This is a genomic window from Hyphomicrobium sp. MC8b, from assembly GCF_905067615.1.
GTDB lineage: Bacteria > Pseudomonadota > Alphaproteobacteria > Rhizobiales > Hyphomicrobiaceae > Hyphomicrobium_B.
The window spans coordinates 1,144,971-1,171,892 of the sequence record NZ_LR898465.1; the positions used below are offsets into that span (position 1 = coordinate 1,144,971).

At 60.4% G+C, this 26,922-nt stretch carries 29 protein-coding genes; 16 read left to right on the forward strand and 13 right to left on the reverse strand.

Annotation, left to right across the window (positions count from 1 at the left end; all coding sequences use genetic code 11):
* The first annotated feature begins 120 nt into the window (after positions 1 to 120).
* The 4 genes from ACLB1Z_RS05535 (at position 121) to ACLB1Z_RS05550 (ending at position 3,769) form a co-directional block, all read left to right on the forward strand.
* Positions 121 to 711 carry an NADPH-dependent FMN reductase gene (locus ACLB1Z_RS05535; protein ID WP_409562411.1) on the forward strand — a complete coding sequence of 197 codons (591 nt, stop codon included), beginning with the start codon at positions 121 to 123 and terminating at the stop codon, positions 709 to 711.
* Positions 712 to 871: 160 nt separating this feature from the next.
* Positions 872 to 2,302 carry a sensor histidine kinase gene (locus ACLB1Z_RS05540; RefSeq protein WP_409562412.1) on the forward strand — a complete coding sequence of 477 codons (1,431 nt, stop codon included), beginning with the start codon at positions 872 to 874 and terminating at the stop codon, positions 2,300 to 2,302.
* Positions 2,292 to 2,741: a response regulator gene (locus tag ACLB1Z_RS05545; RefSeq protein WP_409562413.1), complete on the forward strand. Its 450-nt coding sequence runs from the start codon at positions 2,292 to 2,294 to the stop codon at positions 2,739 to 2,741. Before ACLB1Z_RS05540 ends, ACLB1Z_RS05545 begins: the two co-directional genes overlap by 11 nt.
* Positions 2,742 to 2,743: 2 nt before the next feature.
* A complete protein-coding gene (locus tag ACLB1Z_RS05550) occupies positions 2,744 to 3,769 on the forward strand; it encodes a response regulator (protein WP_409562414.1) in 1,026 nt (341 codons plus the stop codon).
* Positions 3,770 to 3,812: 43 nt separating this feature from the next.
* Here ACLB1Z_RS05550 and ACLB1Z_RS05555 read toward each other — a convergent pair whose 3' ends face one another.
* The 5 genes from ACLB1Z_RS05555 to ACLB1Z_RS05575 all read right to left on the reverse strand — a co-directional run bounded on the left by ACLB1Z_RS05555 (position 3,813) and on the right by ACLB1Z_RS05575 (position 6,122).
* Positions 3,813 to 4,151 carry a hypothetical protein gene (locus ACLB1Z_RS05555; RefSeq protein ID WP_409562415.1) on the reverse strand — a complete coding sequence of 113 codons (339 nt, stop codon included), beginning with the start codon at positions 4,149 to 4,151 and terminating at the stop codon, positions 3,813 to 3,815.
* 52 nt (positions 4,152 to 4,203) lie between these two features.
* Positions 4,204 to 4,362 carry a hypothetical protein gene (locus tag ACLB1Z_RS05560; protein WP_409562416.1) on the reverse strand — a complete coding sequence of 53 codons (159 nt, stop codon included), beginning with the start codon at positions 4,360 to 4,362 and terminating at the stop codon, positions 4,204 to 4,206.
* Positions 4,363 to 4,478: 116 nt separating this feature from the next.
* Positions 4,479 to 4,697 carry a hypothetical protein gene (locus ACLB1Z_RS05565; RefSeq protein ID WP_024275446.1) on the reverse strand — a complete coding sequence of 73 codons (219 nt, stop codon included), beginning with the start codon at positions 4,695 to 4,697 and terminating at the stop codon, positions 4,479 to 4,481.
* A gap of 183 nt (positions 4,698 to 4,880) precedes the next feature.
* Entirely contained in the window at positions 4,881 to 5,714 is an 834-nt protein-coding gene (locus tag ACLB1Z_RS05570; protein ID WP_409562417.1) for a ribonuclease HII, read from the reverse strand.
* Between the two features lie 270 nt (positions 5,715 to 5,984).
* Entirely contained in the window at positions 5,985 to 6,122 is a 138-nt protein-coding gene (locus ACLB1Z_RS05575) for a hypothetical protein (RefSeq protein ID WP_409562418.1), read from the reverse strand.
* A gap of 318 nt (positions 6,123 to 6,440) precedes the next feature.
* Between ACLB1Z_RS05575 and ACLB1Z_RS05580 the strand changes: the two genes are divergently transcribed.
* Positions 6,441 to 7,508, forward strand: a complete 1,068-nt coding sequence (locus ACLB1Z_RS05580; protein ID WP_409562419.1) for an ROK family protein — start codon at positions 6,441 to 6,443, stop codon at positions 7,506 to 7,508.
* Positions 7,509 to 7,711: 203 nt separating this feature from the next.
* Here the strand turns inward: ACLB1Z_RS05580 and ACLB1Z_RS05585 are convergent, their stop codons facing one another.
* Positions 7,712 to 10,588: an autotransporter domain-containing protein gene (locus tag ACLB1Z_RS05585; protein ID WP_409562420.1), complete on the reverse strand. Its 2,877-nt coding sequence runs from the start codon at positions 10,586 to 10,588 to the stop codon at positions 7,712 to 7,714.
* Positions 10,589 to 10,675: 87 nt separating this feature from the next.
* Between ACLB1Z_RS05585 and ACLB1Z_RS05590 the strand changes: the two genes are divergently transcribed.
* The 3 genes from ACLB1Z_RS05590 to ACLB1Z_RS05600 all read left to right on the forward strand — a co-directional run bounded on the left by ACLB1Z_RS05590 (position 10,676) and on the right by ACLB1Z_RS05600 (position 12,622).
* Positions 10,676 to 11,176: a hypothetical protein gene (locus ACLB1Z_RS05590; RefSeq protein ID WP_409562421.1), complete on the forward strand. Its 501-nt coding sequence runs from the start codon at positions 10,676 to 10,678 to the stop codon at positions 11,174 to 11,176.
* Positions 11,177 to 11,265: 89 nt separating this feature from the next.
* Positions 11,266 to 11,733, forward strand: coding sequence for a hypothetical protein (locus ACLB1Z_RS05595; protein WP_409562422.1), 468 nt, complete (start codon positions 11,266 to 11,268; stop codon positions 11,731 to 11,733).
* A 199-nt stretch (positions 11,734 to 11,932) separates the two neighbouring features.
* Positions 11,933 to 12,622 carry a Spy/CpxP family protein refolding chaperone gene (locus ACLB1Z_RS05600; RefSeq protein WP_409562423.1) on the forward strand — a complete coding sequence of 230 codons (690 nt, stop codon included), beginning with the start codon at positions 11,933 to 11,935 and terminating at the stop codon, positions 12,620 to 12,622.
* 118 nt (positions 12,623 to 12,740) lie between these two features.
* On the opposite strand, the gene ACLB1Z_RS05605 is transcribed toward ACLB1Z_RS05600, so the two are convergent.
* Together ACLB1Z_RS05605 and pip are read right to left on the reverse strand one after the other, a co-directional pair.
* A complete protein-coding gene (locus ACLB1Z_RS05605) occupies positions 12,741 to 14,618 on the reverse strand; it encodes a DEAD/DEAH box helicase (RefSeq protein WP_409562424.1) in 1,878 nt (625 codons plus the stop codon).
* 282 nt (positions 14,619 to 14,900) lie between these two features.
* Complete coding sequence (pip, locus tag ACLB1Z_RS05610) at positions 14,901 to 15,848, reverse strand: prolyl aminopeptidase (RefSeq protein WP_409562425.1); 948 nt, start codon at positions 15,846 to 15,848, stop codon at positions 14,901 to 14,903.
* Positions 15,849 to 15,940: 92 nt separating this feature from the next.
* Here pip and ACLB1Z_RS05615 point away from each other — a divergent pair, with 92 nt between their 5' ends.
* The 4 genes from ACLB1Z_RS05615 to ACLB1Z_RS05630 all read left to right on the forward strand — a co-directional run bounded on the left by ACLB1Z_RS05615 (position 15,941) and on the right by ACLB1Z_RS05630 (position 17,735).
* Positions 15,941 to 16,063, forward strand: a complete 123-nt coding sequence (locus ACLB1Z_RS05615; protein ID WP_409562426.1) for a hypothetical protein — start codon at positions 15,941 to 15,943, stop codon at positions 16,061 to 16,063.
* Between the two features lie 94 nt (positions 16,064 to 16,157).
* Complete coding sequence (locus ACLB1Z_RS05620) at positions 16,158 to 16,586, forward strand: hypothetical protein (RefSeq protein WP_409562427.1); 429 nt, start codon at positions 16,158 to 16,160, stop codon at positions 16,584 to 16,586.
* 210 nt (positions 16,587 to 16,796) lie between these two features.
* Positions 16,797 to 17,333 (forward strand): Spy/CpxP family protein refolding chaperone, encoded by a 537-nt coding sequence (locus ACLB1Z_RS05625; RefSeq protein ID WP_409562428.1) that lies wholly within the window; start codon positions 16,797 to 16,799, stop codon positions 17,331 to 17,333.
* A gap of 15 nt (positions 17,334 to 17,348) precedes the next feature.
* Positions 17,349 to 17,735: a DUF302 domain-containing protein gene (locus ACLB1Z_RS05630; RefSeq protein WP_409562429.1), complete on the forward strand. Its 387-nt coding sequence runs from the start codon at positions 17,349 to 17,351 to the stop codon at positions 17,733 to 17,735.
* A 26-nt stretch (positions 17,736 to 17,761) separates the two neighbouring features.
* Here the strand turns inward: ACLB1Z_RS05630 and ACLB1Z_RS05635 are convergent, their stop codons facing one another.
* The 3 genes from ACLB1Z_RS05635 to ACLB1Z_RS05645 form a co-directional block, all read right to left on the reverse strand.
* Positions 17,762 to 17,968, reverse strand: coding sequence for a hypothetical protein (locus ACLB1Z_RS05635; RefSeq protein ID WP_409562430.1), 207 nt, complete (start codon positions 17,966 to 17,968; stop codon positions 17,762 to 17,764).
* Between the two features lie 41 nt (positions 17,969 to 18,009).
* Positions 18,010 to 20,184, reverse strand: coding sequence for a methylmalonyl-CoA mutase (gene scpA / locus ACLB1Z_RS05640; protein ID WP_409562431.1), 2,175 nt, complete (start codon positions 20,182 to 20,184; stop codon positions 18,010 to 18,012).
* 73 nt (positions 20,185 to 20,257) lie between these two features.
* Positions 20,258 to 20,758, reverse strand: a complete 501-nt coding sequence (locus ACLB1Z_RS05645) for a hypothetical protein (protein WP_409562432.1) — start codon at positions 20,756 to 20,758, stop codon at positions 20,258 to 20,260.
* 177 nt (positions 20,759 to 20,935) lie between these two features.
* Between ACLB1Z_RS05645 and ACLB1Z_RS05650 the strand changes: the two genes are divergently transcribed.
* From ACLB1Z_RS05650 to ACLB1Z_RS05665, 4 genes are all read left to right on the forward strand, one after another.
* Positions 20,936 to 21,835 (forward strand): DUF817 domain-containing protein, encoded by a 900-nt coding sequence (locus ACLB1Z_RS05650; protein WP_409562433.1) that lies wholly within the window; start codon positions 20,936 to 20,938, stop codon positions 21,833 to 21,835.
* Between the two features lie 89 nt (positions 21,836 to 21,924).
* Positions 21,925 to 22,200: a hypothetical protein gene (locus ACLB1Z_RS05655; protein ID WP_409562434.1), complete on the forward strand. Its 276-nt coding sequence runs from the start codon at positions 21,925 to 21,927 to the stop codon at positions 22,198 to 22,200.
* 156 nt (positions 22,201 to 22,356) lie between these two features.
* The gene (locus ACLB1Z_RS05660; RefSeq protein WP_013946523.1) at positions 22,357 to 22,560 is read left to right on the forward strand and encodes a hypothetical protein; all 204 of its coding nucleotides are present in this window, start codon (positions 22,357 to 22,359) and stop codon (positions 22,558 to 22,560) included.
* 205 nt (positions 22,561 to 22,765) lie between these two features.
* The gene (locus tag ACLB1Z_RS05665) at positions 22,766 to 23,461 is read left to right on the forward strand and encodes a hypothetical protein (RefSeq protein WP_409562435.1); all 696 of its coding nucleotides are present in this window, start codon (positions 22,766 to 22,768) and stop codon (positions 23,459 to 23,461) included.
* 218 nt (positions 23,462 to 23,679) lie between these two features.
* Here ACLB1Z_RS05665 and ACLB1Z_RS05670 read toward each other — a convergent pair whose 3' ends face one another.
* Positions 23,680 to 25,020 carry a chloride channel protein gene (locus ACLB1Z_RS05670; RefSeq protein ID WP_409562436.1) on the reverse strand — a complete coding sequence of 447 codons (1,341 nt, stop codon included), beginning with the start codon at positions 25,018 to 25,020 and terminating at the stop codon, positions 23,680 to 23,682.
* A gap of 26 nt (positions 25,021 to 25,046) precedes the next feature.
* Positions 25,047 to 26,921 carry a methylmalonyl-CoA mutase family protein gene (locus ACLB1Z_RS05675; RefSeq protein ID WP_409562437.1) on the reverse strand — a complete coding sequence of 625 codons (1,875 nt, stop codon included), beginning with the start codon at positions 26,919 to 26,921 and terminating at the stop codon, positions 25,047 to 25,049.
* Between the last annotated feature and the right edge of the window lies 1 nt (position 26,922).

Consider the following 26,922-nt stretch of genomic DNA (forward strand, 5'->3'; position numbering starts at 1 on the left):
CAGCGTTGCGCAACGAAATAGGGCGGATAAAGCCCGGATAAAAGCGGCAGGTCATGGAACCGAAACGCCGCCAGCGTCGTTTTCAGTCCCGTTGCGATGTATCTTGGACTGGAGATCTGGGTGCCCGATAAAATTCTCGTTTTTTACGGTTCATATCGCAGCGATCGGATGGGCATTCGGCTTGCTGATTTTCTGGTGTCGCGCTTGAAGCAGCGGGGCGCCGATGTCGAATTGATCGATGCGAAAGCCGTGAACCTGCCGATGCTTGATCGGATGTACAAGGAGCACAAGCCCGGCACTGCGCCCGCGGCGCTGGAAGAGCTGGCGCAGAAAATCAAAGCCGCTGACGCATTTTTATTCGTGGTCGGCGAATACAATTGGGGCATGCAGCCCGGCCTCAAAAACCTCACCGATCATTTTCTTGAAGAATGGTTCTGGAGACCGGCGGCGATCGCGAGCTATTCGGCCGGGCGGCTTTCCGGCGTCCGTTCTGCGACGGCCTGGCATGGGACGCTATCGGAAATGGGAATGATCGTCGTCTCCAGTACGCTGTCGGTCGGTCCGATCGGGCAGACGCTCGGCCCCGACGGCGAACCGATGGGGGAAGGTGGCAAAGCTTTGGAAAAGATGTTTCCGCGTTTTGCCGACGATCTCTCCTGGTGGACCGAAGCCGCCAAGGCGCAGCGTGCCAAACGCGCGCCCCCTTACTGATATTGTGAAGCTTCGCTGGGCAGTTCCGAAGTTATTTTTCAGATAGCACTTTGGTCGAAACTGTCTTATCGGAGAAAAATAGACTGGGGCAGCCGAGCGGTTAATGGGCGCGAATTCTTCGAATCTTTTGCGCGTTACATATGTATTCGCGGCGGCTGGCGTGTTGACGCTTGTCGTGCTTGTTGCGGTTTCTTTCTGGCTTTTGGAGAAGACCAGCACCTCGACGCGCGACGTGATTTCCGCTCGTGAGCAACGTGGGGCTCTGACGCGTTTCCTGTCGGCAGTTCAGGACGCGGAGACGGGGCAGCGCGGGTATCTGCTGACGGGCGAAAGCCGGTATCTCGAGCCATATAACTTGGCTGTTACGGATGTGCCGCAACGGCTGGCGGAGGTTCGGAGACAGTTCAAAGATCAAACCCAACTCAACGCGGGCTTCGATAAATTGGCGGCAGCGACGGCAGACAAGCTCGAGGAGCTTGCCGAGACGGTTCGCCTGAAGACAGAGGGCGACTCGGGGCGGGCATTGGCCGTGGTTAAATCCGACCGTGGCAAGAACCTGATGGACACTATCCGCACGCTTGTCGAAGAGCAGACGGAGCTGGTCGAAGCTGAGTTAACCAAGAGCATCCAAAGCCAGCAGGACGATGCGATGCTTGCTCGTTGGTTCACCGTGGGCGCGGGTGTCGTCATCCTGTTGGCGGCCCTGGGCGCCGCCGCGACGATCTTGCGATATACGCGCGCTCTGTTGGCAACTCGCGGCAAGATGGAGCAGCTCAATATGGGGCTTGAGGAGCGCGTTAAGGAAAGGACAGCGGACCTGCAGCGTGCCAACGATGAAATTCAGCGCTTCGCCTATATCGTCAGTCACGACCTGCGGGCGCCGCTCGTGAATGTCATGGGGTATACGTCAGAGCTCGAAGCGGGGTTGGGGACGCTTGTGAGCCTTTGCGAGGATCCCAAGCTCGATGAACTGGAATCGGGGCCAGCCGCCCGGGCCGCGATCCGTGAAGACTTGCCGGAATCGATCGGGTTCATCCGGACTTCGACACATAAGATGGACGGGCTGATCAAGGCGATCCTTAAACTGTCGCGGGAAGGGCAGAGAATTCTCCGGCCCGAGACGGTCGATCTGGAAGAGTTTTTTGATTCCGCCATCGCAGCTGTGCAGCACCGGGTTACGGAAGCGGACGGCGAGGTCGAGGTTTTGCGGCCGATGCCGACGATCGAAACCGACCGTCTGGCTCTTGAGCAGGTTTTCGGCAACCTTATTGATAATGCACTGAAATACACTATGCCGGGACGCGCGCCCAAGATCGTCATTGAGCAGGTGCCGAGCCGCTGGGGGGCAATCGTCATCGAGGTTCGCGATAACGGTCGCGGCATCGCCATCGACGATGCGGAACGCGTGTTCGACCTCTTTCGGCGCGCTGGAGCACAGGATAAACAAGGCGAAGGGATCGGCTTGGCGCACGTCAAGACTTTGATCCGCCGCCTCGGGGGTGAGATCACGATGACGTCTGAACTCAAACGAGGCACGACGTTCCGCGTCATGCTGCCTCGTAAACTACCGGAGAAGCCGAATGCCCAATAGTGAAGGTAAGGCGGTCCAGATCGTCATGATCGAGGACGACGCTGGACACGCGCGCCTCATCGAAAAGAATATCCGGCGCGCGGGCGTCAACAACGACATCATTCCATTTGTGAATGGAACGGAAGCGCTGGCATTTCTGTTTGGTCCGAATGGAAGCGGCGAGACGAGCGCGCGGAAGCATCTGCTTGTGCTGCTCGATCTCAACCTTCCCGACATGACTGGCGTCAGTATCCTCGAAAAGATCAAGGCGAACGAGCATACCAAGCGGACACCCGTCGTCGTGTTGACGACAACGGACGACGAACGCGAAATTCAGCGCTGCTACGATCTCGGCGCCAACGTCTACATCACGAAGCCCGTCGACTACGAGAACTTCGCGAATGCGATCCGGCAATTGGGGCTTTTCTTTTCTGTTATCCAGGTACCGGAAACCAACTGATCATGGCGCCGAGGGTGCTCTACATCGATGACGATCCGGGCATCGGGCGCTTGGTTCAAAAAACGCTGCAGGCGGGTGGTTTCGACGTCGAACTCGCTCATTCGGGCGATGATGGACTAAATCTCGTTCGCGCCAAGCCGTTCGATATCGTAGCGCTCGATCATCACATGCCCGGAATGGTCGGGCTGCAGGTGCTGAAGGAAATCCGCGCGCTCCCTAATCCACCGCCAGTCGTCTATGTGACCGGATCGGAAGATAGCCGCGTTGCCGTCGCAGCGCTCAAGGCGGGAGCGATCGATTACGTCTGGAAGGATGTGCAAGGACATTTCCGAGAGCTGTTGATGCAGGCCGTCCAGACGTCGTTGGAGCAGGAGCGGCTGCGGCGAGACATGGAAGCGGCCGAGACGGAAATCCGCTTGGCGCGCGACAGGGCTGAACTGCTGCTGAAAGAGGTCAATCATCGCGTTGCCAATTCGCTGGCAATCGTCGCCGGACTTTTGGCGCTACAACGGCATTCGCTCAGTGATCCCGGCGCGCAGGATCTGCTCGATCAAATGAGTGCGCGGATCATAGCGATCGCGGGGGTGCACCGCAGACTTTACACGTCGCAAGATGTGACGGCGGTGGATCTTAAGGAATATCTCACCAGCCTAATCGAAGATTTGAAGCGGGCGATGGGCGATGCCGGTCGCAACCATCCCGTCCATCTCAACAGCGTGCCGTTGTCCATTCCGACCGACAAGGCGGTTTCGATCGGCATCGTCGTCACCGAGCTTGTCACGAACGCGTATAAGTATGCCTATCCTGATCGTGCCGACGGGGAAATCCGCGTCGATGTCTCCATGAGGGAGGGCCAAGTCGTTCTCACCGTCGAGGATGACGGCGTCGGTCTCGGCAAAACGCAGATGGCGGGCGGCACCGGTTTGGGCACACGTGTCATGACGTCGATGACGTCGAGCATCGGCGGCAAGCTGGACTTCAGCGGTGGAGACAGCGGCACGCGGGCCGTGCTGACATTTCCAGTTTGAAGCTCGAGCGGCGTGCAGGTTTTGCGGAAGGCAGTTTGCGTCGCTAGCGGCGAACGTATTGCACCGGTAGTTTCGGCGCGTGCGGCAGATCCGGGAACGAGGCGACAAATCCGAATTCACGAATGTCGAACGGATGAAACGGCGCCGACAGAAAAATCACCGGCACGCCGAGAGCCTGCACGGCTGTACAAAACGCCGTCGTCTGTTTGTCGGTATCGAATTCGACGAGTACGGCGTCGATGTGTTTGCGTTCGATCATTTCGAGCGCGGGAGAAAATGTGCTGAAGATATGGGCTGTGTCGCCGGACTTGACGACAATGTCTCTCAGTTCGAGGCCGCATGAGCGAGTCCGGTCGACGACAACGAACGATTTGGAAGCCATTACGGTTCTCCTATCGCTTCATCCAATGTCAGCCTCGAACATCAATGCCGAATTATCGGCGCGAAGATTTCTGATTGGTACGGCGAACCTCTGCGGGCTCAGCTCCATCCCGGTCGGAAATTTGCAAACCGAGATACAGCAGGTAGCAAAAGACGATCGGGGGTGCGGCGACCGACAGCAGCAACAAAAAATCGTAAACGATGGCGAGCATGCCGCCTCCCTTCTCCGCGAATTAAGTCTCAACCGGAGAAATAAGTTCCCGTTTACGAATGTGAGCGGTGCGGGGCAGCTATGCGCCGGGATGGCCGGACATCGACCACTGTTGGATTAATTCTGAGCGCCGAAGCCCAGTCGTTCCAACGCGCTCTCGCCGAGCCTGCGGTCGTCGCCGCCGCTTTGCACCAATCGATCGAGGTGGCGGACGGTACGCGTCAGATTGCGCCGCATCGTCTGCTGGAAGAAGATTTGGCTCACCTCTTCGTCGCCGAGGTCGAGTATGAGCCGGGCTTCTGACCTGGCTTCCATGAGATCGCTTTCCGACATCATTACGCTCACCCCGCGTTTTGATTACGCTACTGCGAGGCCCCAGCTTATAGCGGATTTCATCCGCAATGGATCCCCCGCCGTTCAAAAATCATCTCAGGCAGAGTATCACAACTGTCATAAATTGAGAGAAATCCGAGCAGCCGAATGGCGTGGTTGCGCTGCGGGTTTTCTACTGGGGGACGATCAGCGTTCTTCTGTATCAGCTATCGAGGCGCTGTCATCGCCGTTGAATGATGTTGTGTCATAAAGCGGAGGCAGGCCGAGCACGGAGCGGACCGGCGCAAACGAGCGGCGATGAATGGGTGAAGCGCCCAGCATTTTCAATGCCGTGAGATGTTCGCGGACCGGATAGCCTTTGTGGGTCTTGAGGCCGTAGCCGGGATATTCCCCATCAAGATCGTGCATTTTGGCGTCGCGCGAGGTCTTGGCGATGATCGAGGCTGCCGCGATCGTCAGGCTTTTGCAGTCGCCGCGCACGATCGCCTGCTGCGGGATAGCCAAGTCTTTGATCCGCCGGGCATCGAGCAGAATGTGATCGGGCGGGTTGGCCAAACCTTCGACGGCGCGGCGCATTGCCAGGATACCGGCCCAGTAGATGTTCAGGCTGTCGATTTCATGTACTTCGGCCCAGCCGACGGCCCACGTCACTGCAACCTTCTTGATTTCGACGGCAAGACGCTCGCGCGAGACGGCGTCAAGCTTTTTGGAGTCATCTACGCCGGGAATGCGGGTGCCGGGTTCGAAGATGACGGCTGCTGCACACACCGGTCCGGCCAGCGGGCTCATGCCGGCTTCGTCGACGCCCGCCACCAGAAGCACGCCCGACGACCACAAATCGGTTTCGAAGCGCAGTAAATTGCGCAGCCTCTGGCCTTCCGAGCGATTATCAAAGCGGCGCTTTTCTATGGCTGAGAGAATGACTCTGGCGCCAGCGCGCGGATCACGCCGCAGTGCGGCTTCGAGCGCCTTATCGAGAGGCCGGCCTTCGCGCACATGGCGAAGGGTAAGTTCTGACAAATTGAGTTTCACAGGGCACGCGTAGAGGTCTTGTTCGGCAAGACCGTGGCACGGGCGCTCCGCGAGCGTCAACTTTCAACTCGGTTCAGTTTCAACGAGGCCGGATTACCGGCGGGACGTCAGGTTCCTCAGGCGGCTGATCCGGCGGCGGGGGCGAACTGGGCTCGGGTAGCGACTCGGGTTCACTTGGCTCGATATTGGGATCAAAATCGGGGTCGGTCGCGGGATCATGCGGATTGCCAGGACGCCCCGTCCCATGGTGGCCTACGTTCACTTGGCTTTTGCCCTCTTGAAATATTCAACTTCGCGTTCGCGCTGCTTGGCGACGTCCTTGGTTTTATAGGTGCCGAGGTTTTTTCCTTTCTTGGAAACCAGGCAATATCCGGCGTTCACTTTTCTGATCGTCATTTTTTTCCTCCGCTCGGATAGGAACGGTTCTCAAAAACATATTTACGCGCGCCGCTTGCGTTCTGGGGCGCGGGTTTCGTCTGCGAGTTTCTGGCGCGCCTTGGTGTGGTCTTCATTGGCGACGGCGGACCGCTCGCGCTTCGTCGGCGTTTCTGTTTGACGTGGTTGCTGCGTCGCGTCGCCATCGGCGTGAGTTCCAGGTGTTCTGGGCGTTTTTGGCATTATTTTTCCCTTTCACCGCTTTGCTTAGTGCAAGTCGCGCCGACATTCGTTGGTTCCAGGGGGAACCAATTTCCCTCATCCGGCGTCGTTGTGCCGATGGACAAACCGATATCTTCTCGATCCGATCTTCCGACCCATGGCGCCGCCGTTTTGCCGAGCGTAACGGTCGACAGCTACAACATCGAAATCCGGGACGGCGATGGCTTCATCGGCGACAAGGCGAGTAAGAGCGCGTTCTGGGAAATCGTCGAAAAATGGCGCAAGCCGCTGAAAGACGCCGGTGAGGATCCCTTCGGAAACAAGAGCACGGACAAGCTCAAGAAGGATGACCTTGTCGCGGAACTCGAGGAAGGCGATCCGGAGGCTGCGGGTCTCGTTCAGAGCGCCGTCGAAGAGTTTTCTCAGCAGTTTGCGAAAATCATTCGCCGCTTTCTGCAAACCCAGGAGTGGCGGGACACGGAAGCCATCGTCGTCGGCGGCGGCTTTAGTGGCAGCCGGATCGGAGAGCTTGTGGCCGGTCGGACCGGGCTGCTGCTGAAAGCCGAGAATATCGCTGTCGACATCGAGATGATCCACAACGATCCGGACGATGCCGGCCTCATCGGGGCAGCGCATCTGCTGCCGGCTTGGATGCTCAAAGGGCACGACACGATGTTGGCGGTCGATATTGGCGGCACCAACATTCGCGCCGGGACCGTACAACTCAACCTCAAGAAATCTTCTGATCTCATGAAGAGTAAAGTGGCCGGCTCGGAGATCTGGTGTCACGCGGATGCGGAAACCAATCGGACCGAGGCGGTTGCCCATCTCGTCAAAATGCTCGAAGGGCAAATTCGCTGGAACGAGAAAGAGAAGTTTGCGCTGGCGCCGGTGATCGGGATCGGCTGCCCCGGAATTATCCGCGAAGATGGCTCGATCGACCGCGGCGGCCAGAACCTTCCGGGGAATTGGGAGGCTCGCGGCTTCCATCTTCCGAGCGCCATCAAGGCAGCGATCCCCGAGATCGGCGGATCGGAGACGATGGTGGTCATGCACAACGATGCGGTGGTGCAGGGCCTCAGCGAGCTGCCGCGCATGCAGGACCGGCAGCGCTGGGCGGTTTTGACGATCGGCACCGGGCTCGGCAATGCGCGCTTTTCAAATCGCGACGTGAAGAAGGATTGACGACGACAGCAAAAATTTTTGGCGTTGGCAGCCGCGTCAGTTTCCGCGGTTACAGGCTTTTTAGGATTTTTCTGGCAGATACGATCTGCCGTCCGCGCTTGTCTTCACAAACAACAGGCCTGGTGGCCGGGCACCTCTTTAAGCGATCATACCTTGGAGGTGCCCGTCATATTTTTTTCTTGCACGACGTGCCACAAGGGGCATCAGAATTTCCACGACAGGTTGCCTTTGACGCCGTGGTCCTGGACGTCGTCGCCGATCTCGCCGCTGTAGGAGAGGCCGACGCTGAGATCCGGCGAGAAATTGACGTCGAGGCCAGCGCCTAGCATCAACGTATCTCGCGCAATCGGTACGCCTTCGATCGAGAACGGTGAGCCGCCGGAGAAGGCGAGCGTCTGGCTTGTGTCGACGTCGTCGAGCGCATGCCGCCAACCAACCATGCCGTGTGTCGTCAAGATCGTGCCGCTTTGCATGATGACGTTGGTTGCGGCTCGGAGGCCGAGTGTCGTCGTCGGCAGGTCCTGGTTGTCGCCGAAGCCCTTGAGGGCCGCGTCGCTGCCAGCTTCATGGAAATCGTCGGTGTTGAGGTTGACGTAGGCGATGCCGGCGAACGGTTCGAAATCGACGCCTGCCAGGCCGATGTGATAGCCGAGTTCGCCGAAGACCTGCGCCGTGCCAGCGGTCTGATTGCTGCGCGCTTCGTCGGTCGTTCCGCCAAGATCGAAGCGGCGCTTGGTATCGAGATCGGCCCAAGTGTAGCCCGCACCCCAACGCACGCCGAGGGCACCCCAGCGACCGCCGCCATAGAGGGCGAAGTGGGCGTCATCGCGCTCTTGCGATGAGTTGCGGCCATCGTCATCGAGGGAAGCGTGGCTGTAGCCAGCGGCGATGCCGATGCTGCCGAAGCTTCCGGCTTTGGTATCGACGCCGACGAAGACACCGCCAATGGTGCGGTCGACACCTGCGGCGTTGCTGTCGCCGCTATACGTGCCTTGCGAGCCGAACGCTTGTCCCCAGAGACCGCCGCGAGATTTGTCTTCCAGATCGTTTCTGACACGGTCCATTACGGCGTCACGTAGGAAGCGGCTGTCTTTGAGCATGATGCCGTTTGCGGAGGCGTAGATCTCGCCGGACAGGCTGTTGAAGGCTCTGCGGGCTGCCTCTTCGTTGGTGGCGTTCGCGACGGAATTCAAAACGGCGCTGTTCGAGCCGAGCCTGTCGATCGCAGCGGCAACCTTGCGTTGGTTCGATGTGGTGGCAACCGATTGGAACGTCACGTTGCTGCGCGTAACGTCGAGATAGATGTTGTTGGCGTCGGAGGCGAGCGCGAAGTCGATGAAGGGCATCGAGTCCGTCGCGCTCGTGTAGCCACCAGTAATGCCGGTCTGCGCCGTCAGGATCGTGTATTGCGTTCCGAGCTTATACTGGCCCGAAGCGGGCTTCACGACGACGGAGCCAGCGAGCGTCGCGGCGCCGTCGACGGTGATGAGATCGGATTTACCAGTGCTGTCGAGTTCGACTTCGTAAGTCGAACCGGCTTGCTGCTGATAATCGCCCGTGAAGGTCAACGTGCCGATCGAATGGCCAGGCGCGATGGTGCCGAAGATGGACGCCGACCCGATGGTGCCGTTGCCGGCGAGGATCGTTCCGGCCTTCGTGGTCAAGTCGGCGTCGAGCGTGCCATCGACGCTGAGCTTGCCCGATTCAAGTGTCGCGCCGTTGCCGTAGCTTTGCGTGCCAGTCAGCGTCCAGTCGCCTTTGACGTCAAGGATTTCGAAGTTGACGCCGCCCGCAAAGGTGCCGGTGCCGTCGAGATCGACCGTGTCGGTTCCGGCGCCGCCATCGACAAGGCCGATGAACTTGCCGCCCGTGTTGACGATCAGCGTATCGTCGCCGCCGCCGAGATTGACCGCTTCGCCGTTCGCGCCCTCGATCAGGCCGGCGTTCTGAATGGTATCGTTTTGAGTGCCGATGATGCGGATGCCGAAGCCGTCTTCGCCGCGGATGGTGCCGAGGTTGGTGATCTGGGTCGCGTACGGGGCGTCGCTCGCATTGCTGTCATCGATCAGAATGGCGTTGTCCTTGCCGCTGATGACGGCATTGGCCGAGCCGTTGATGATGGTGCCACCGCCCGCCGCGATGCCTTCGCTGGTGTTCGGCGAGCCGTCTTTTTCACCCTTCGCGCCCGTGCCCTGGATTGTGCCGTAGTTGGTGATGTTGGCTTTAAAGTCGATATCGACGCCGTCGCCATCGCCGTTCTCTGAGACGTCGTCGATAGTGCCGGTGATGGTGCCGTAGTTCAGGACCGTGCCGTTGCCGTCGGAGCCGACGCCGGAGCCGTTGCGGCCGGTGATGCTGGCGCCGGCTTCGTTGTAGACGTTCACGTCAACGTCGCTGGTGATGCCGTGGCGCGCACCTGAGATGACGCCGCCCGCGTAGTTATTGACCGTGCCCGCGTGGTCTTGAAAATCGATACCGTCCTTGGAGTCATCCGGCGCGGCAGCGTTAGAGATGATCTTGCCCCAGTTGTTGACTGTGCCGTTTCCTCCGGCGCGGATGGCGTCGGAATCCTGGGTGCTAATTACACCGGTCGCATAATTGTTGATCGTGGCGCCATTGGTCGAAATCGAGTCGAGATCAATCGCCTGGCCGGTTTGCGAGGTGATGGTTCCAGCGTTGTTGATTGTTACTTTTCCGTCGGTGACGTCTGTATCGATGCGGATGCCGTCATCAAACGTGTCGACGGTCGCGCCCTTTTCGTTGTTGAAGGTGAACGTCCGGATGGTGCTGCTACCGCTCGTATCGACGCCGCGGTTTCCGGATTTTAGGGTGCCGAAGTTGTCGATCACGATCCCCGGCGCTGCGGAATCATCCTTGAGCTTGATCGCAGTTGCGGAAACGTCGAGGGTTCCTCCACCCTGAATGGTGAGTGTGTCCTGGTTTTTGAGTGTCTGAGCGGTTGTGTTGGTATCGCCGCTGTTGACGACGATATCGGCAGCATGGACAGAAGGCGCAGGAAGATAGGACACGAGAACAGCAACAAGCGCGGTGTGTGCCGCGCTACTCAACAGACGAGACATTTCGAGTGACCCCCAACGAACTTTACCGAGGGGCGTTTAGGAGCCGGGGATTACAGTTCGACGACAGAATCGGAGACGCCGGAACAGATGATGCGTTTGGGCAACCAGAGTGCTGACGAATATTGTGCGGGCGGCGTGCGCTGGTGTCGGCTGCCGGTCGCGCTTTTGGCGGTGATCGCTGCGTGCGTCGGCGGTTGTTCGGGGCAGGGGGCCAACATGGCGACGCTGCAGTCTCCCACCAGCACCCCGCCGACGGATGTGGCAGTACGGTCGGCTCCGGTCGTGCCTGGACGGCGTGCCCGTGTTTTCATTTTTGCGGGCCTCGGCGACAAGTGCGAGCAGTTGGCCGCGCCCGAGATCGCGATTACGCAGCCGCCGGCCAAGGGCGATCTGGCTTTCGTTCCCGGCCAACAGACGACGATTGAATATTCGGCGAAAGGCACTTGCATCGGAAAGACCGCGATAGGCACAGGCATTTACTACACGGCGCGGGATGGCACGGACGGCACGGACAGTTTCGCCGTTACTGCAAAGCTTGCTAGCGGGGAGACGGTCAGCCGGTCGTTCCAGGTGACGATCGCGCCGTAAGCCGTGGCGCATGAGAATGTCTTAAGCGTTTCTTTAACTTCGGTACGGCACATTCTTTTCCAATTCGTTCAGTTCTGGAGCCTGCCGTTATGCGTAGCTCGTCGCGGTCAATCGGATTCGCCGCTCTCCTTTCCGTATTCGTTGTCCTGCCGGTGTCGGCGGCATTCGCGGAAAGCGCCGATGTTGAAAATTCGACGGCGGACGGCGATCAATTCGATCCCGCAGGGCCGGACTCTTACGTGCCGAAGCCCGGCAATCTCAACAGCGTGCCTGAAGACGGCGCGAGCTTGCGCTCGCTGCCCGGAACCGACAGCCCGCTCGTCAAGCAGATCCTGGCTGCGCGCCCGAACGAAGATCTCGTGATCTGCATCGCGGGTTGCTACGCCGGACGCAATCGCGTGGTCTATGCGCAGCCCTCATCCAGTGCTTTGCGCGGCAGCCTGTCGTCGACCATGAGACCTGCCGATCCGCAGAAGTCAGGCAACGTTGCGGGGGCGCGGCGCCGCGCGGCGGCTATTGATCCCACGTCGCTGGCGATTATCAACGGGACGAACTGAACGCTTCGGCGCAAGGCGTCATTGGCATCTACGGGTGGGCTTTGTTCATGCCCGCTTTCTGCCTGAATTCGTTCATCTTTATTCATTCTCGCGATGTCAGCCGCAAACGGCGACGGATCGCGAAGATAGTTGCGTTTTTATCTCCGATGGCCGGGCAACGATCCCCCTAAATGCCTTCCCCGGCCCTAAGGAGATGTCCATGAAGACTTTATCGCGTGGCACCTGGATTGCGATTGCCGCTGTCGCAGCAGTCCCTGCAACCGTTGCTATCGCTAAGACGGCCGACCATGCCGGATGGCGCATGATGTCGCCTGAGACCCGGTCACGTCTTGAGGACGGCCGCCTGGCGATGGTGAAGACGGCGCTGCAACTTACGCCGGATCAGGAAAAGCTCTGGGCGCCGGTTGAAACGCAGGTTCGCGACGCGTTCAAGGCGCGCGAAGCCCGCATCGAGAAATGGCAGAAGAAGCGCGAAGAGTGGAAAGCCGAGCACGCCAAGGGCGGCAAGGATGAAGCCGAACACAAGCGTCCCGATCTCGCTACGCGCTTCGAAATGATGAGCAAGCGGATGGGCGAACGCGCCGACCGCATGAAGGCGTTCTCGACGGCCTTCTCGCCGTTCTATGCATCGCTGTCGGATGAGCAGAAAGAAGTCCTTCGTCCGCTGGTCCGCGAACTGAGCCCCGGCTTAGGTCATGGCCCGCGCGGTCACCGCTTCGCCGAAGGCTGGGGTCCGGGCGGCCGCGATCATGGCTGGTTCGGTCATGGCCCGCACATGGGGCCCGGTATGATGGGCCCCGGCTCGCATGATGGTCCGCGGATGCAGGACAACGACGACAATGACGGCGGACCGGAGCAGGCTCCTGCCGAGCCCGACAAGAAGGGCTAAGGCGTCTGCTCTTACTCCCTTCGTTTCGACTTTGGCCGGGCCGTAAAAAAGCCCGGCCATTTTTATGGCCGGGCTCGATACTGTTTCGATCAGTGAGCTGATCGCACCGTGTGAAGGCTCAGCGGGCCGGACGGGCGCGGTTGCGATCGTCGTCGCGGCGCTTCATGAACTTCGGCGCGCCGCCGTCATTGCCCCACGACCGGCGGCTCTCGCCGTCGCGTTGCGGTTTTTTCGATCCATGACCGGCCTCGCGATTGCCAACGTTGGCTTCGTTGCGGTGGCGGCCTTCGGCATGGCGCGGTCCATGGCGATGATCGTGACCGTTCTCGCCGCGGTGATCGGCGCGGAGTTCGCCTCGGTGATCTTTCGGGCGATGATGGTCGCTCGGCTTGTGTTCGCGACGCTCTGCGTTAGCCGAATGGTCGTTGCTGCCATGCGAACGTGCGTTCAGCTGATCGCGGTCACGCGGACGGCTGTCGTCCCGATGGCGCTGCGGGCGTTCTTGACGTTCCGGGCGAGCCGAACGCTCTTGGCGATCCGACCGTTCGTGACGTTCGGAGCGTGCGGGCCGCTCCGGACGTTCGTGGTGAGCAGGACGCTCTGAACGTTCCGGACGCGCTGGGCGTTCGCGATCGGTGACGCCGAACACTGCGGGGCGTTCGGGGCGGCCTTCACGGCCTTCGCCCTGGTAGGCGGGGCGGTCACGGCCGCGGTCGCGATTGCCGCGATGGGCTTGGCGGTCTCCGCGAGGGGCGCCGTCGCGCTGACGATGCTCGCCGCCACGACCGCTCCGATTGGCTTCGCGGCGACCGCCTTCACCGTCGTTCGACTGATGATTGCGCGGCAGCGGCGGCAGGACTTCGCCACCAACATCGTCGATGACTTCGAGCGGCTGCTTCATCATGCGCTCGATGGCGCGGACTTCCTGGCGTTCGGACGGATCGCACAGGGAAATCGCGATGCCGTTCGTGCCCTTGCGGGCCGTGCGGCCAACACGATGAACATATGTCTCGGGATCGAGAGGCATGTCGAAGTTGATGACATGCGTGATGTTCGAGACGTCGATGCCGCGTGCCGCAATATCGGTCGCAACGAGCACACGGATGTGGCCCATCGTGAAATCATTGAGCGCGCGCTGGCGAGCGTTCTGAGCCTTGTTGCCGTGGAAAGCGGAGGCGCTGATGCCTGCCATGCCAAGACGTCCAGCAACGCGATCCGCACCACGCTTCGTACGGGTGAAGACGATGACGCGGCTGGCGCCATCGTCGTTCAGAATGGTGTGCAGGCGGCTTTGCTTCTCTGTCGCCTTCACGATCATGACCTTCTGGTCGATGCGATCGACAACGATCTTCTTGGAAGAGAGATCGATGCGATAAGGTTCGTGGAGGATGTCGTAGGCGAACTTCTTAATCTCGTCGGGCATCGTGGCAGAGAAGAGCGCGGTGCGCCGCTTCTGCGGGATGAGCGAAACGATCTTCTTGATGTCGCGGACGAAGCCCATGTCGAACATGCGGTCGGCTTCGTCGATGACGAGCGTCTGCACGCCGGAGAGATCACAGCTTCGCATGTTGACGTGGTCGAGTAGGCGGCCCGGCGTCGCCACAAGGATGTGAACGCCCCGCTTCAGCGCGTTGATCTGCGGACCTTTGCTGACGCCACCGAGGACGACGGCGCGGCGCAGGTTCATGTTGCGCGAGAGCTTGGCGACTTCCTGGTCGATCTGGACCGCAAGTTCACGCGTCGGCGCGAGGATCAGCGCCGAGACCTGCTTCCATTGCGGGTCGGACGGGTTCGCTGCGAACTTGTTCAGAAGCGGCAGAAGGAATGTTGCGGTCTTGCCCGATCCCGTCTCGGCCATGCCGAGCAGGTCGCGGCCTTCGAGCTGCGGCGGAAGCGCCTGCACCTGAATCGGTGTGGGCGTCGTGTATCCGCACTGCGTCAGAGCACGCGCGAGAGGTTCAGCAAAGCCGAATGCCTCAAAAGTTTCAGTGGTCAAAGTGAAAAAGTCCCAAGGGCTTCGAGCCCCGCGCACACATCTGGTGCCGGAGGTTCGTCCCATGGCCCACACCGGCGCTTTCGGGGTGCGGCCTTGTCTATAAGGATTGATCTCAATGCAGGGTCGAGCGCGGTGATTGAACCGCTTTCAAGTGGCACGAGGACCCGAGCGCCATCGGAGAGCAATGCGTGAGCTAGTGACGATGTTCGGCTGTGAAGTCAAGCGCGATCGTTAATTAACGATCGACTGTGTCTCCACGACGCGGAAGGCCACAAGTGGAAATTAACCAGCCGAGAGATCGGAAATGGCGCGGCGCATGGCTTCCATCACGCCGGGCTCTGTCATCGAGTGCCCGGCGTGGTCGATGATCTCCAGGCGCGCGGCGGGCCAGACGGACGCTATGGCGTGAGCGACCTTCGGCGGGCACAGAAGGTCGTAGCGACCCTGCACAATGACGCCCGGAATGTCGCGCAAGCGATGAGCGTTGGCCAGCAACTCGCCGGGCTGAAGAAAAAAGCTGTTCGCGATGTAGTGTGCTTCGACGATCGGCGTCGGCGGCAGGCGGGCGCCATCAGCGACCGTTTCTGGAATGACGGCGTGTTTTGGCTGGAGTTCCGAGAGGGCGCGCTCGTAGGCGTTCCAGGCGTGAGCGGCGCGCGTTCTCTCAGCGCCGTCGGGGCCGGTCAGGCGTTTGACGTAAGCGGCCAGCGGGTTGGCCCGCTCCTCCGGCGGAAGACGATTACAATAGGCTTCGAATAGTTCGGGGCGGAAAATCTGCGGCCCGTCGACGAAGGCCCAGCGAACTTCTTCGTCGGTGCCGAGAAACAGCGCCCGCAGTACGAGAGCCATTACGCGTTCCGGGTGCCGTTCGGCATAGGCGAGCGCCAGCGTCGATCCCCAAGAGCCGCCGACGAGCATCCAGCGGTCGATGGCAAAATGAGCGCGAACGGCTTCGAGATCGGCAACGATATGGGCTGTCGTGTTGGCCTTGCAGGAGAGGTAGGGGTGGCTGCGTCCGGCGCCGCGCTGGTCGATCAGGAAGACATGATCGCGGGCGGGGTCGAATAGCGTGCGGTGCAGCACCTGCGAGCCGCTGCCGGGGCCTCCATGCAGAAATGCGATCGGCCGGCCGCCCTTCCGGCCGACTTCCTCGATGTAGATCCAATGACCATCGCCGACGTCCAGCATGCGGGCATCGAAGGGGCGGAAGGATTCCGGGAGGGTCTTCATGCCTCCTGCTGAGCATGCTTTTTCTTAAACGACAAGTTCGGCCGGTAGGAATGCCGCAACCAAATGGTGAGCGAGGGCTGGACGGCCTTCACATGTCTGTCATCACTCTAGCGGCGGTTGACTTCAGATTTGATGAATTTGCGGCGGTGGAAGCGGCGTTCGTGTCGGCGGAGCGCGGTCTGGTGAACGCCCAGTTTGGTGTTTACGGCAATTGACGATTTTCCAAACGATGCCTACCTGCACCCGGCTGCAACATTTGACACGGTGCGCTATATTTCGTGGGGCGGCCGGTTTCAACGGAGTATTGGAATGATCCAGAGCCACCTTTCAAAAGCGCGCCGCGCTTCGGTATTTGCCGTGACGCTCGCTGGTGCGTTAGGGCTCGGTATGGTTGTCGCCGAAGCACGCGCCGAATCTGCAATGCTGGTTGGGACGTGGGCCGGAAACGGGAACATCAATTTCTCGTCGGGCACGAAAGAGAAAGCGCGGTGCCGTGCGCATTTTGCGAAGACTGGCGCGCGCAGCTATGAGATGTCGGCTTCGTGCGCCACATCCTCGGCGAAAGTCGATCAGACGGCTCAGCTGACGAAGGTCGGTGCCAATAGCTATGTCGGCAGCTTCTTCAACGAGCAGTATAATACCGGCGGCCGAATCCGGATCACCGTCTCGGGGCGCACTGGCGATGTCAGCTTGGCTGGCGAAGCCGGCACGGCTTTCTTTCGGCTCAGGAAGTACTAGGCTTTTTTTTCGATAACATTGGGTGCCGTGGCTGACGCTTGCGTCGGCCATGGCTTTTTTTTGTGTTGAAGGCCGGCGTCGGCTCCATCGCGCCGTCGCGACATTCGAGACGTAATAAAAATCTGTAACACTTGACGCCCATCAACGCGCGCAGGGCCAAGAAAACGGATTCCGTTCCTGGTTGAGAACAAGCCGGGAAGGAGAGTGGCCATGAAGCAGAATTTGCGTGTTCTTGCTGGAGCGCTTATCGGCACAATAGGTCTTGGAGTCGGCGTTGCTCCTGCCCAAGACGGTCAGCCGCAAATGCCGATGATGGGCCAAGGTATGATGGGCGGCCAAGGCATGGGCCCCGGTATGATGGGTCAGTCTGGCATGGGCATGATGGGCCACGGCATGATGATGGGCCGTGGCATGATGAATGACATGGGCCCGATGATGGAAGGCCGCCTTGCGTACATGAGGGCCGAGCTTGGCATCACCGCTGAGCAGACGGCAGCATGGGACGACTACGCAAAAGCCGTGAAGGCGCGTGTGGCCAGCATGCAGGAAACGCGCACGGAAATGATGAAGGTCATGCACTCAGGAAGTGCGCTTGATCGTTTGGACGCCCGCACCAAGGCGATGGAAAATATGGTGCAGAACTTAAAGGCCGTTCGGCCGTCGGTTGAGGCGCTCTACAATGCTTTGAGCGACGATCAGAAGAAGAAGGCCGACGCACTGCTTGGTATCGGCTGCTGCATGATCTAAGTTCGGATTGCACGAATGGATTATTACATCGCGAAGACGTTGCAGATTCCTTTCGCCGAGGTGGTTACGAAAGTGATATCGGCGCTCAAGGATGAAGGGTTCGGCATTCTCAGCGACATCGACGTCAGTGCGACGTTGAAGTCGAAAATCGATGCAGAGTGGCGGCCCTATCGAATCCTGGGAGCTTGCAATCCGCAGCTCGCGTATCGCGCGTTGCTGGCCGAGGATAAGATCGGCGTCATGCTTCCATGCAACGTCATCGTTCAGGAGCGTGCGGATGGCGACGTCGAAGTCGCAGCGGTTAATCCCGCTGCTGCTATGGCCCGTGTCGGCAATCCAGTCTTACCTGAGATTGCCGAAACTGTCCGGGACAAACTTAGTGCCGTACTTGAGCGGCTATAAGCGGGCCATACCCGGCGCAAGTGTCCTCACTCGCCTTCGCGCTGCTCTTCTGCGAATTCTTTTTCAAGTTCCTGTTCAAGCTTCACCAGATCTTCGGGCAGCGGCATGCCCGTCGCCTTGAGCTGATTGAGCTTCTCCATCACCGACAGATAAATTTCGTGGCTGTCTTGTGGCTGGTTCTGCATGTCGGTCAGCAGCTGCTCGATTTCGAGCTTGATCTGGTCGAAAGCCATGATCGGTACCTTTCGCGAAATTGAATTGAATAGCGGGGGATTTATTCCGCCGCTTGCTTGTCCACGTAGCCCAACTGCGCGTTGAGTTTTTCAACGAGGTCGGCGGCGGCTTCGGGGATGTTGGTGCCAGGACCGAAGACGGCCTTGGCGCCTGCCGCATAGAGCGCTTCGTAGTCTGACGGGGGAATGACGCCGCCGACGACGATCATGATGTCGCCGCGGCCTTCCTTGTCGAGCGCTGCTTTCAGTTCCGGCACGAGCGTGAGATGGCCCGCCGTCATGGTCGAGACGCCGACAACGTGCACGTCGTTTTCGACGGCCTGGCGCGCGGCTTCGTCGGCGGTCGCAAACAGCGGTCCGATATCGACATCGAAGCCGAGGTCGGCGAACGCGGAAGCGATAACTTTCTGGCCGCGGTCGTGGCCGTCCTGGCCGAGCTTGGCGATCAGGATGCGCGGGCGGCGGCCGTCATTCTTGTCGAACTGCTCGACGAGCTTCTTGACGCGCTCAAGGCTCGGATTCATCGCCGCTTCCTTTTTGTAGACACCGCTGATGGCGCGAATTTCGGCCTTGTGGCGCGAGAACACTTTCTCCAGCGCATAGGAGATTTCGCCGACGGTCGCCTTCTTACGCGCGGCCTTTACGGCGAGATCGAGCAGGTTGGCGTTGCCTTTGGCGCCTTCGGTCAAATCGTTGAGCGCAGCTTGCACTTCGGCCTCGTTGCGCTCGCCGCGCAGGCGTTCGAGCTTCGCAAGCTGGGCTTCGCGGACGGCGTGGTTGTCAACTTTGAGGAAGTTGATCTCCTTGTCGCCCTTGATCTGATACTTGTTGACACCGGTGATCGTCTGGCGGCCGCTGTCGATCCGAGCCTGCGTCCGGGCGGCGGCTTCTTCGATGCGCAGCTTCGGAATGCCTGCTGCGATGGCCTTCGCCATGCCGCCCTGTTCTTCGACTTCCTGGATGTGCGACATCGCTTTTTTCGCGAGTTCGTACGTCAGGCGTTCGACGTAATGGCTGCCGCCCCACGGGTCGATGGTGCGGCAGGTTCCGCTTTCCTGCTGCAAGAGGAGCTGCGTGTTGCGCGCGATGCGGGCGGAAAAGTCGGTCGGCAGCGCGATGGCTTCATCGAGGCCGTTCGTGTGCAGCGACTGCGTATGGCCTTGCGTGGCGGCCATGGCTTCGAGGCAGGTTCGCGTCGCGTTGTTGAAAATGTCCTGCGCAGTGAGCGACCAGCCCGACGTCTGCGAGTGCGTGCGCAACGACAGCGAGCGCTGGTCTTTCGGTTTGAACTCTTCCTTGATGAGCTTCGCCCAGAGCAGACGCGCGGCGCGCATCTTGGCGATCTCCATGAAGTAGTTCATGCCGATCGCCCAGAAGAACGACAGGCGCGGGGCAAAGGCGTCGATGTCCAGGCCTGCTGCAACGCCAGCGCGGGCGTATTCGATGCCGTCAGCGATCGTGTAGCCGAGTTCGAGGTCGGCGGTCGCGCCCGCTTCCTGCATGTGATAGCCGGAAATCGAGATCGAGTTGAATTTCGGCATGTTCGCGGACGTGTAGGCGAAGATGTCCGAGACGATGCGCATCGAAGGTGCGGGCGGATAGATGTAGGTGTTACGCACCATGAACTCTTTCAGAATGTCGTTCTGAATGGTTCCGGCGAGTTTCTGTGGCGGTACGCCCTGTTCTTCGCCCGCAACGATGAAAAGCGCCAGCACAGGCAGCACGGCGCCGTTCATCGTCATCGAGACGGTCATGTCCTGGAGCGGAATGCCGTCGAACAGCACGCGCATGTCGTAGATCGAATCGATGGCGACGCCCGCCATGCCGACGTCACCCTTCACGCGCGGGTGGTCGGAATCATAGCCGCGGTGGGTCGCCAGGTCGAAGGCGATCGAGAGGCCCTTCTGGCCGGCCGCGATGTTGCGGCGATAGAAGGCGTTCGAATCTTCTGCCGTCGAGAAGCCGGCGTACTGACGGATCGTCCAGGGCTGGAGCGCATACATCGCCGGATAGGGGCCGCGCACGTAGGGCGCGATACCCGGCAGGCCGTCGATGAAGTCGAGCCCGGCCGTATCGGCATCGGTGAAGACCGGCTTCACCGGGATGCCTTCCGGCGTTTCCCACACGGGAGCGCTCGGGGCCTCGGCCGCCGAAGCGGATTTGACCGGCGTCTCCGGATCAAGGGGAATCTGAGCAAAATTCGGAATCGAAGTCATGCGGGTCGGTGATCCGGTCAAAAGTGGTTATCGTCCGCCGCAAGGTACGGCAAAACTTGGGGCGGGGAAAGGTTTAGCGAGGTTTGCGGTCCAGGAGGTAGTCCCTTCGGCGGAGAAGCAGATCGTAAACGACGGCGAAAAAAACTCCGCTTAGTGCGGCGCGGATCAGATCGGCGCTCTGGGCGCCCGGCGGGGCAGGTGCTAGCGGCGTCAGGACGAGGTAAATCGCCTCCGCCAGAAGGCACCAGAGGATGGCCGCCAGCGCAACGAATTTCAGCAGGCGAAGAGTTCCGGTACTGGAGGCTGCGCCGAGAAATTTCGCCGCGGGTGGGAAAATAAATATCCCCACGGGTAGGAACCAGATGAAGGCTGCCAGCAGGGTCGTCGGCATGTCGTTGCCGAAGTCCTTGACGGCTGCTCCGGCGTTCCCTGTTCCGAAGACGCGGGGATCGGCCAGGATGACGAGTGCGGATGCTGCGACGAAAGCCGAGATGATGCCGCTCAGCAGACCCATCAGCATCAGGCGTAGCAGCGAATGGCTCGGTGCAGGGGGTGGGCTCGTCGGGGCAGTCAAAGGCGATCTCCTTGCGTCGCGATCATTTGGCATATCGGGCTGCGCCTAGGGAAGGGACGGGATGACCGTGTGGAAACTCGATGCTTCCACGTCGATGCTGCAAGTGGCCTGCGCGGGGCTCATAAAGCCATAAACCTCGGCATGATGCGCAAAGGGGCGCCAGTTTCAGGGTGCAATATGCAACGCAAAGTTTCCGGGGATGCTTCGCAGCGAAGTGCAGCCCGACAGTGGCCGCCGCTTGCGCGCTTCATCGATTGGGAAGCGCGGATTGGTGAGGCGGCGGAAGCACACGGGCGGCTTTCTCACTTTGCCTACGAGTTCGTCCGCTTCGGTGTAAAGCAGGCGTGGGCCTGTCTGTTCGGAGCTTTGCTTCTCGCGCTGCTGATCGCGACGCATTTTTTCTATCCGAAAGGGGCGGCGCTGGCGCGATACGATTTTCTCGTTATCGCGGCTGTCCTGATCCAATTGGCAATGCTGCTTTTCAAACTTGAGACGCTCGAGGAAGCGAAAGTCATCGTCGTGTTTCACGCCGTCGGGACGGTGATGGAAATCTTCAAGACGTCGGTCGGATCGTGGATCTATCCCGAGGCGAGCCTGCTTCGCATTGCGGGCGTGCCGCTCTTCACCGGCTTCATGTATGCGGCGGTCGGATCCTATATCGCACGCTGCTGGCGGCTTTTCGATTTCCGTTTCACGCGGCACCCGCCGGTCTGGGTGCTGGGCATTCTAAGCGTCGCCATTTATGCGAACTTTTTTGCTCACCATTACGTCTGGGATTTTCGGGTCATTCTCTTTGCGGCCGCCGTCGTGCTCATCGGGCCGTGCACGGTCTATTATAGGATCTGGAAGACGCACCGCAGCATGCCGCTGTTGCTCGGGCTATTTCTGGTGGCGCTTTTCATCTGGTTTGCCGAGAATATCGGGACGTTTACGGCTGCGTGGGCTTATCCCAACCAGCGGCACGGCTGGCAACTTGTGAGCGCCGGAAAGCTCGGTTCGTGGTTCCTCTTAATGTTGATTTCGTATACCCTTGTCGCGTCGCTCCATCGTCCGAGCGAAATAAAAATCGAGGAATGAGCAGTATATTGTTTACCTCGAACTGTGGTCCCGACGGATATCGGTCGCGTTTCGTCGTAATATCTGCCGTCATTTCCTGGAAACGTCCTATGCGCAACTCAATCATCTTCATGGCTTCGGCGATCGCGGCCGGATTGTCGGCTTCAAGCGCCATTGCCGAGAGCGGGCTCGAGCCGCCGATGGATCTTCTGGCCGCGCAGCTTCGTACGCAGGGCTTTGCGTGCGATCATCCCGACAGCGCGCGACTGGACAACGACGCATCGAAGCCTAACGCCAAAGTCTGGATCGTTGCGTGTAAGGGTGTTCACTACCGGATGACGGTGGTGCCGGATCTCGCGGCGAAAATCGAAAAGCTCGACAACTAGCCCGGCTGCTCTTACCGGCCGAAGCGCGTCGTTCGCTTTCGCGGCGGCGGCGCTGTCGGTTTGTCACTCCGGTAACAGCGAGAGTTTGGCGCCGCGTTCATTCTCCCACGCATCGGCCTGCCATGGCCGGAGCAATTTTGAGATGGGAGGAGTGTCATGTCTGCTGTCGCTGTTGGAGCTGCCGGAGCTGCTATCGTCACTGCCGCGACTGTGCTGGCCGCGGCTTTTCCAGACACTCAGGCTCTGCTGTCGCCGTTGACCGAAGGCGGCAACGAATATGCGGTGCCTGCGGCATCGGTGCTCGCCTCGCTGCCGATCCTCGGCGTCATGGCCGTGCTTGCTGTGTCGGGCCGCGAATAGGTTTGCGCAGTGCTGCTATTGGGCTCTGACAGAGCATCGCGCGTGCCATTCTCCTGCCTTTGTTAGCGTTTCATTAGTCGTTGGGGCACGGGGGGTTAGAGTACGAAGCTACCTTGCCCGTGTGTGTGTTTTGAAGGGTGCCGCGGCACCGGTGCGGGCCGGCGTCGACGAGCAGTCCCATCGAGTATCGCGTGGGGTGTGCGTCGTGAGATTTAAGGCAGTTGCAGTGGTTCTGGGCGCCGTCGCTGCGTCCTCATTTTCCGCACCAACCAGATTAGGATCCGGCGGCGCGGCCGATGCTGCCGATGCGATACCGCCGGCGCAGCAGCGTGCGCAGTCGATCAAGGTTCCGGAGTTCGTTCCGGTCGTCAATTTCAGCGAGTTCGTTTTGGCGATGCAGGCGTTTGCCGCGCAGAATCCTCCTACGGCGCGGATTGCGGCAGAGGAGTTAAGCGCTAAATTTGCATTGAATGGCGATGCGAAGCCGGCGGACGCGCAACAGATCGAAGTGCGCAAGCCCGACCAGCAAATGGCTGCCGCTGCGCCTGAGAAACCGGCGCCAGTTATCGTCACCCGGCCGGTTGTTACGGCGAGTATTTCAGAGGCGCCAGCAGAACCGCAGGTTCCGGCTGTTCCCGATCCGAACGGGCGCCCGACGACGGTTGCGGACCCTGTGAAGATTATCACCGGCTATCCCGCTAAGACGGCAGAAACAGCGCACAAGCGGCGCAAAGCCGAACGGAAGGTCGCGGCGTCTGAGGGGCGCGAACGGCTTACGAAAAAATATCAGCCGGCGATGGGTCTCGGTATGGTGATCGACTCCGCGGAAGAAGCTCCACCGATGTCGTCCCTGGCTCAAAAAAAAAGCAAAGTGAACGTCGGCTCCCGCGGCATCGAATAGTGTTGGGCCACGAAGCGCCGCCGACTAAGACGGCTGCCGTCGATCAGCCGCGGCAGGCGGGTGCCGATGAAAAAGCCGGTGCTGACAACAAGGATTTTCAGATCGGCATCCCCGGGCAGTCGATGGAACCGCTGATTTCGAAATGCGCAAAGACCGAAAGGTCGTGCATCGGAATCTTCTGCGGATGCTGAAAGGAGGGGCAGGAGGCCCCTCCCGTTCTATTTCTTCAGTTCAGATGGCAGCGGATTGAAGCCGTGCGATAGCGCGTGATAGAGCGGCTCGCGCTGGATAAGGCGCGAAATGCCTGCAGCGAGCAGCGAGGTCGCCATCAGCGGGATGACCATGTTCCGGTCGCTCGTCATTTCCATCACGATCACGACGGCGGTGAGCGGCGATTGCACGACGGCGGCAAAGTAGCCGACGGTCATCATCAGCATCAGGGCGCGCGGTTCGACGAACGAGAAGATCGGCGTGACCATCGAGCCCAATCCGGCGCCGACGGCAAGCGACGGCGAAAAGAGACCGCCGGGAATGCCGCTCGCCGACGACAGAAGCGTCGTGATGAGCTTGCACGGCCCATACCAGAAGGGAATGTGATTGCCGTCCACCAGTCCGGCATGCGTTTCCATATAGCCGTTGCCGGAGGCATATCCGCCCGTTGCAATGCTGAGCACCGCGACGATGAGGCCGCAGACGGCGGCGAAGACGGCAGGGCGACGGCGGAGCGTCGCGATGAAAGATGGCGGCTTGCGCACAAGTACGACGAGCGAGCGCGAAAAGAAGCCGCCCATGAGGCCGCCCAGCAGTGCGCAGATCGGGATGGCGGACCAGTCGGCGGCATGCGCCATATTGGCCGAGACCACACCGAAATATGCGTAATTTCCGAGGATGAACCAGCTCACGCCGCCAGCGATCGCGACAGAGGCGATGACGAGTTCGTTGATGCGGCCGGCATAAGATTTGGCAACCTCCTCGATAGCGAAGAGAATACCGGCGATGGGCGCGTTGAACGCCGCGGCGATGCCGGCCGCCGAGCCTGCGAGGACCAAGCCGTTGTGTCGTCCGATACCGGCATAACCGGCAACCGCATACATGACCGAAGCACCGACCTGGACAGTCGGGCCTTCGCGTCCGACAGACGCACCGAAGATCAGCGCAATCGTCGTCATGATGATCTTTGCGACCATCGTCGGCCAGCCGAGAATGCGCTTCCGAAAGGCGACGATCTTGCTCCGCCGCGCGGCGATGACCTGCGGAATACCGCTTCCCGAAGACGCCGGGAACCAGCGCGCGGTGATGTAGGCGAGCACGGCAAAGCCGATGGGCGATAGGATCAGCGGTAGCCACGGCGAGGTGTGCAGCATCCGGTAGTAGAGGTCCTGCGCCGCGTCGGCGAGCTTAGCAAAGCCGACCGCGGCAAGGCCGATGCAGACGGCGCCGAGAAGGAAGACGCAGCGGCGAAGCCAAAGGCGGCGCGAGAGGCTGACATACCTATAGCGGCGCAAATGCAATTTTCGACGGATTGCCGCTTTGCGAGCGGCTTCTACTTTTGAATCCACGTCTCGTCGTTTCCTTGGCTTTTCGCTTAGGCCAATTTGTCTTGCAGGCCTTTCAGCGTGGCGACCGCATCGGCCCCGGCAAACAGGAACTGATCGACGCCGGCGGCCTTGAGCGCTGCCTCGTTGTCGCCCGGCCGACCGGCCATGAGCACGAGTTTGGCGCCTGCGGCTTTCAGAGCTTTTGCCGTCGGTTCTGAAAGCGCGGCATTGACCGCATCGGACGAACAGATGCACGCGGCGGTCGCTCCGGATTTACGGAAGGCTTCGGCTGCAGCCTCGGGCGTCTTGTAGCCGTCGCTGACGAGCGTCGCGATGCCACCCGCCGCGAGGTAGTTTTTCGTCCACGTCGTGCGGATGTTGTGATCGACGATCTCGCCCATGCTGGCGAGGAAGATGTTGAAGCCGCCGTGTGCGTCCGCCGCGTCGCGCAGCGCTTCGAACGCTTCGCCGAGGCGATGCGGTTTCAGGGGTGCGATCTCGACGGCGGCATTCGCGGCGGGCGCAGAAGCTGCGGGCCACGGATCGGCATGAACGCCATCGTCGCCGAGCAGCGGAAACGCATTCACACCGGTCAATTCCTGCCGGATCGTTGCGACCGACTTGGCGCGCGTCTCTGCCGTTTTTGCGATCATTTCTTGCACGAAGCCCGATTGTAGGCAGGCGAGAAGGCCCCCGCGGGCTTCGATATCCTGGAAGATTTCCCAGGCTTTCTTCGTCATGTCGTCGGTCAGGTTCTCGACGTACCAGGAACCGCCTGCCGGGTCATTGACGCGGCCGAGGTGGCTTTCTTCCTGGCAGACGATCTGGATGTTGCGCGCGACGCGGCGCGCGAATGCATCGGGCTTGCCAAGTGCGAACGTGAAGGGCAGCACGACGATGGCGTCGGCGCCACCGAGAGCCGCGCCTGCGCAGGCGATCGTCGTGCGCAGGATGTTCGTCCACGGATCGCGCTTCGCCATGATGCGATAGGACGTCGGGCAATTGAGCGTGACGGCAGATGCCGCATCGCCTGCACCGCAAGCGTCCGCGACGCGCCAGATCAGGTGACGCGCCGCGCGCAATTTTGCGATTGTGGAGAATTCATCGATGTCGGCTGCAAGCGCGACGTTGATTTTCGGGAGTGCTTCGGCAGGAGCGATGCCGCCCATATCCGCTGCACGCAAATAAGCAACGAGCGCCGACAGCATGAACGCAAGCTCTTGGGCTTCGCTGGCGCCTGCGACGTGAGCCGGGACGCCATCGGCCGTCATGACCTGAACGCGCGGTGACGCCATCGTCGTCTTCATCAACGCGACGGCGCGTGCGAGCGCCGTCTCGACCGGTTCCGACAAGCGGCCGGTCATCGCCAGCGTGCCGAGCGGATCGGCGCCGAACGAGCCTTGGCGTTCGGCAGGCTTAATGCCTTTTGCGTCCCATTCTGCCATCAGCGCGAGGGCAGCGTCGAAGACATTTTCTCCGGCAACAAGGACGATGGGGCAAACGTCAAGCAGGACGCCCGCGAGCGCCTCGGCGAACGCGTCCTTGGTGGCGGGCAGCCCGTTGCCGCCGACCTGAAGTGCGACGGAAGTCACGCCGCCTTCGAGATCTTCCAGAATTGCCTTGTTCGCCGCTTTCGGGTCGGACTCGATGTGGAAGGTGCGAATGTCCCAGCCGAGGCCATCACGTGCGGGCTTCATGCCGCGGGTGAGCGGGGGCTTGCCCGGCAGCTCGTTTACCGTGCTTTGAAGCGCGTCGCGGCGGGTATAGAGCGGCTCGATCTTCAGACCGTCGGCCGTACGGCTGACAAGCCGTTTCTCGAAATCGGCGCCTTTCAGCGCTTTTTCGACGAGGGCGCGCCATTCATCGATATTGGCGGCCGGAAAATCCTTGGCGAAATGCAAATCTTGCGTCCGGGTCGTCATA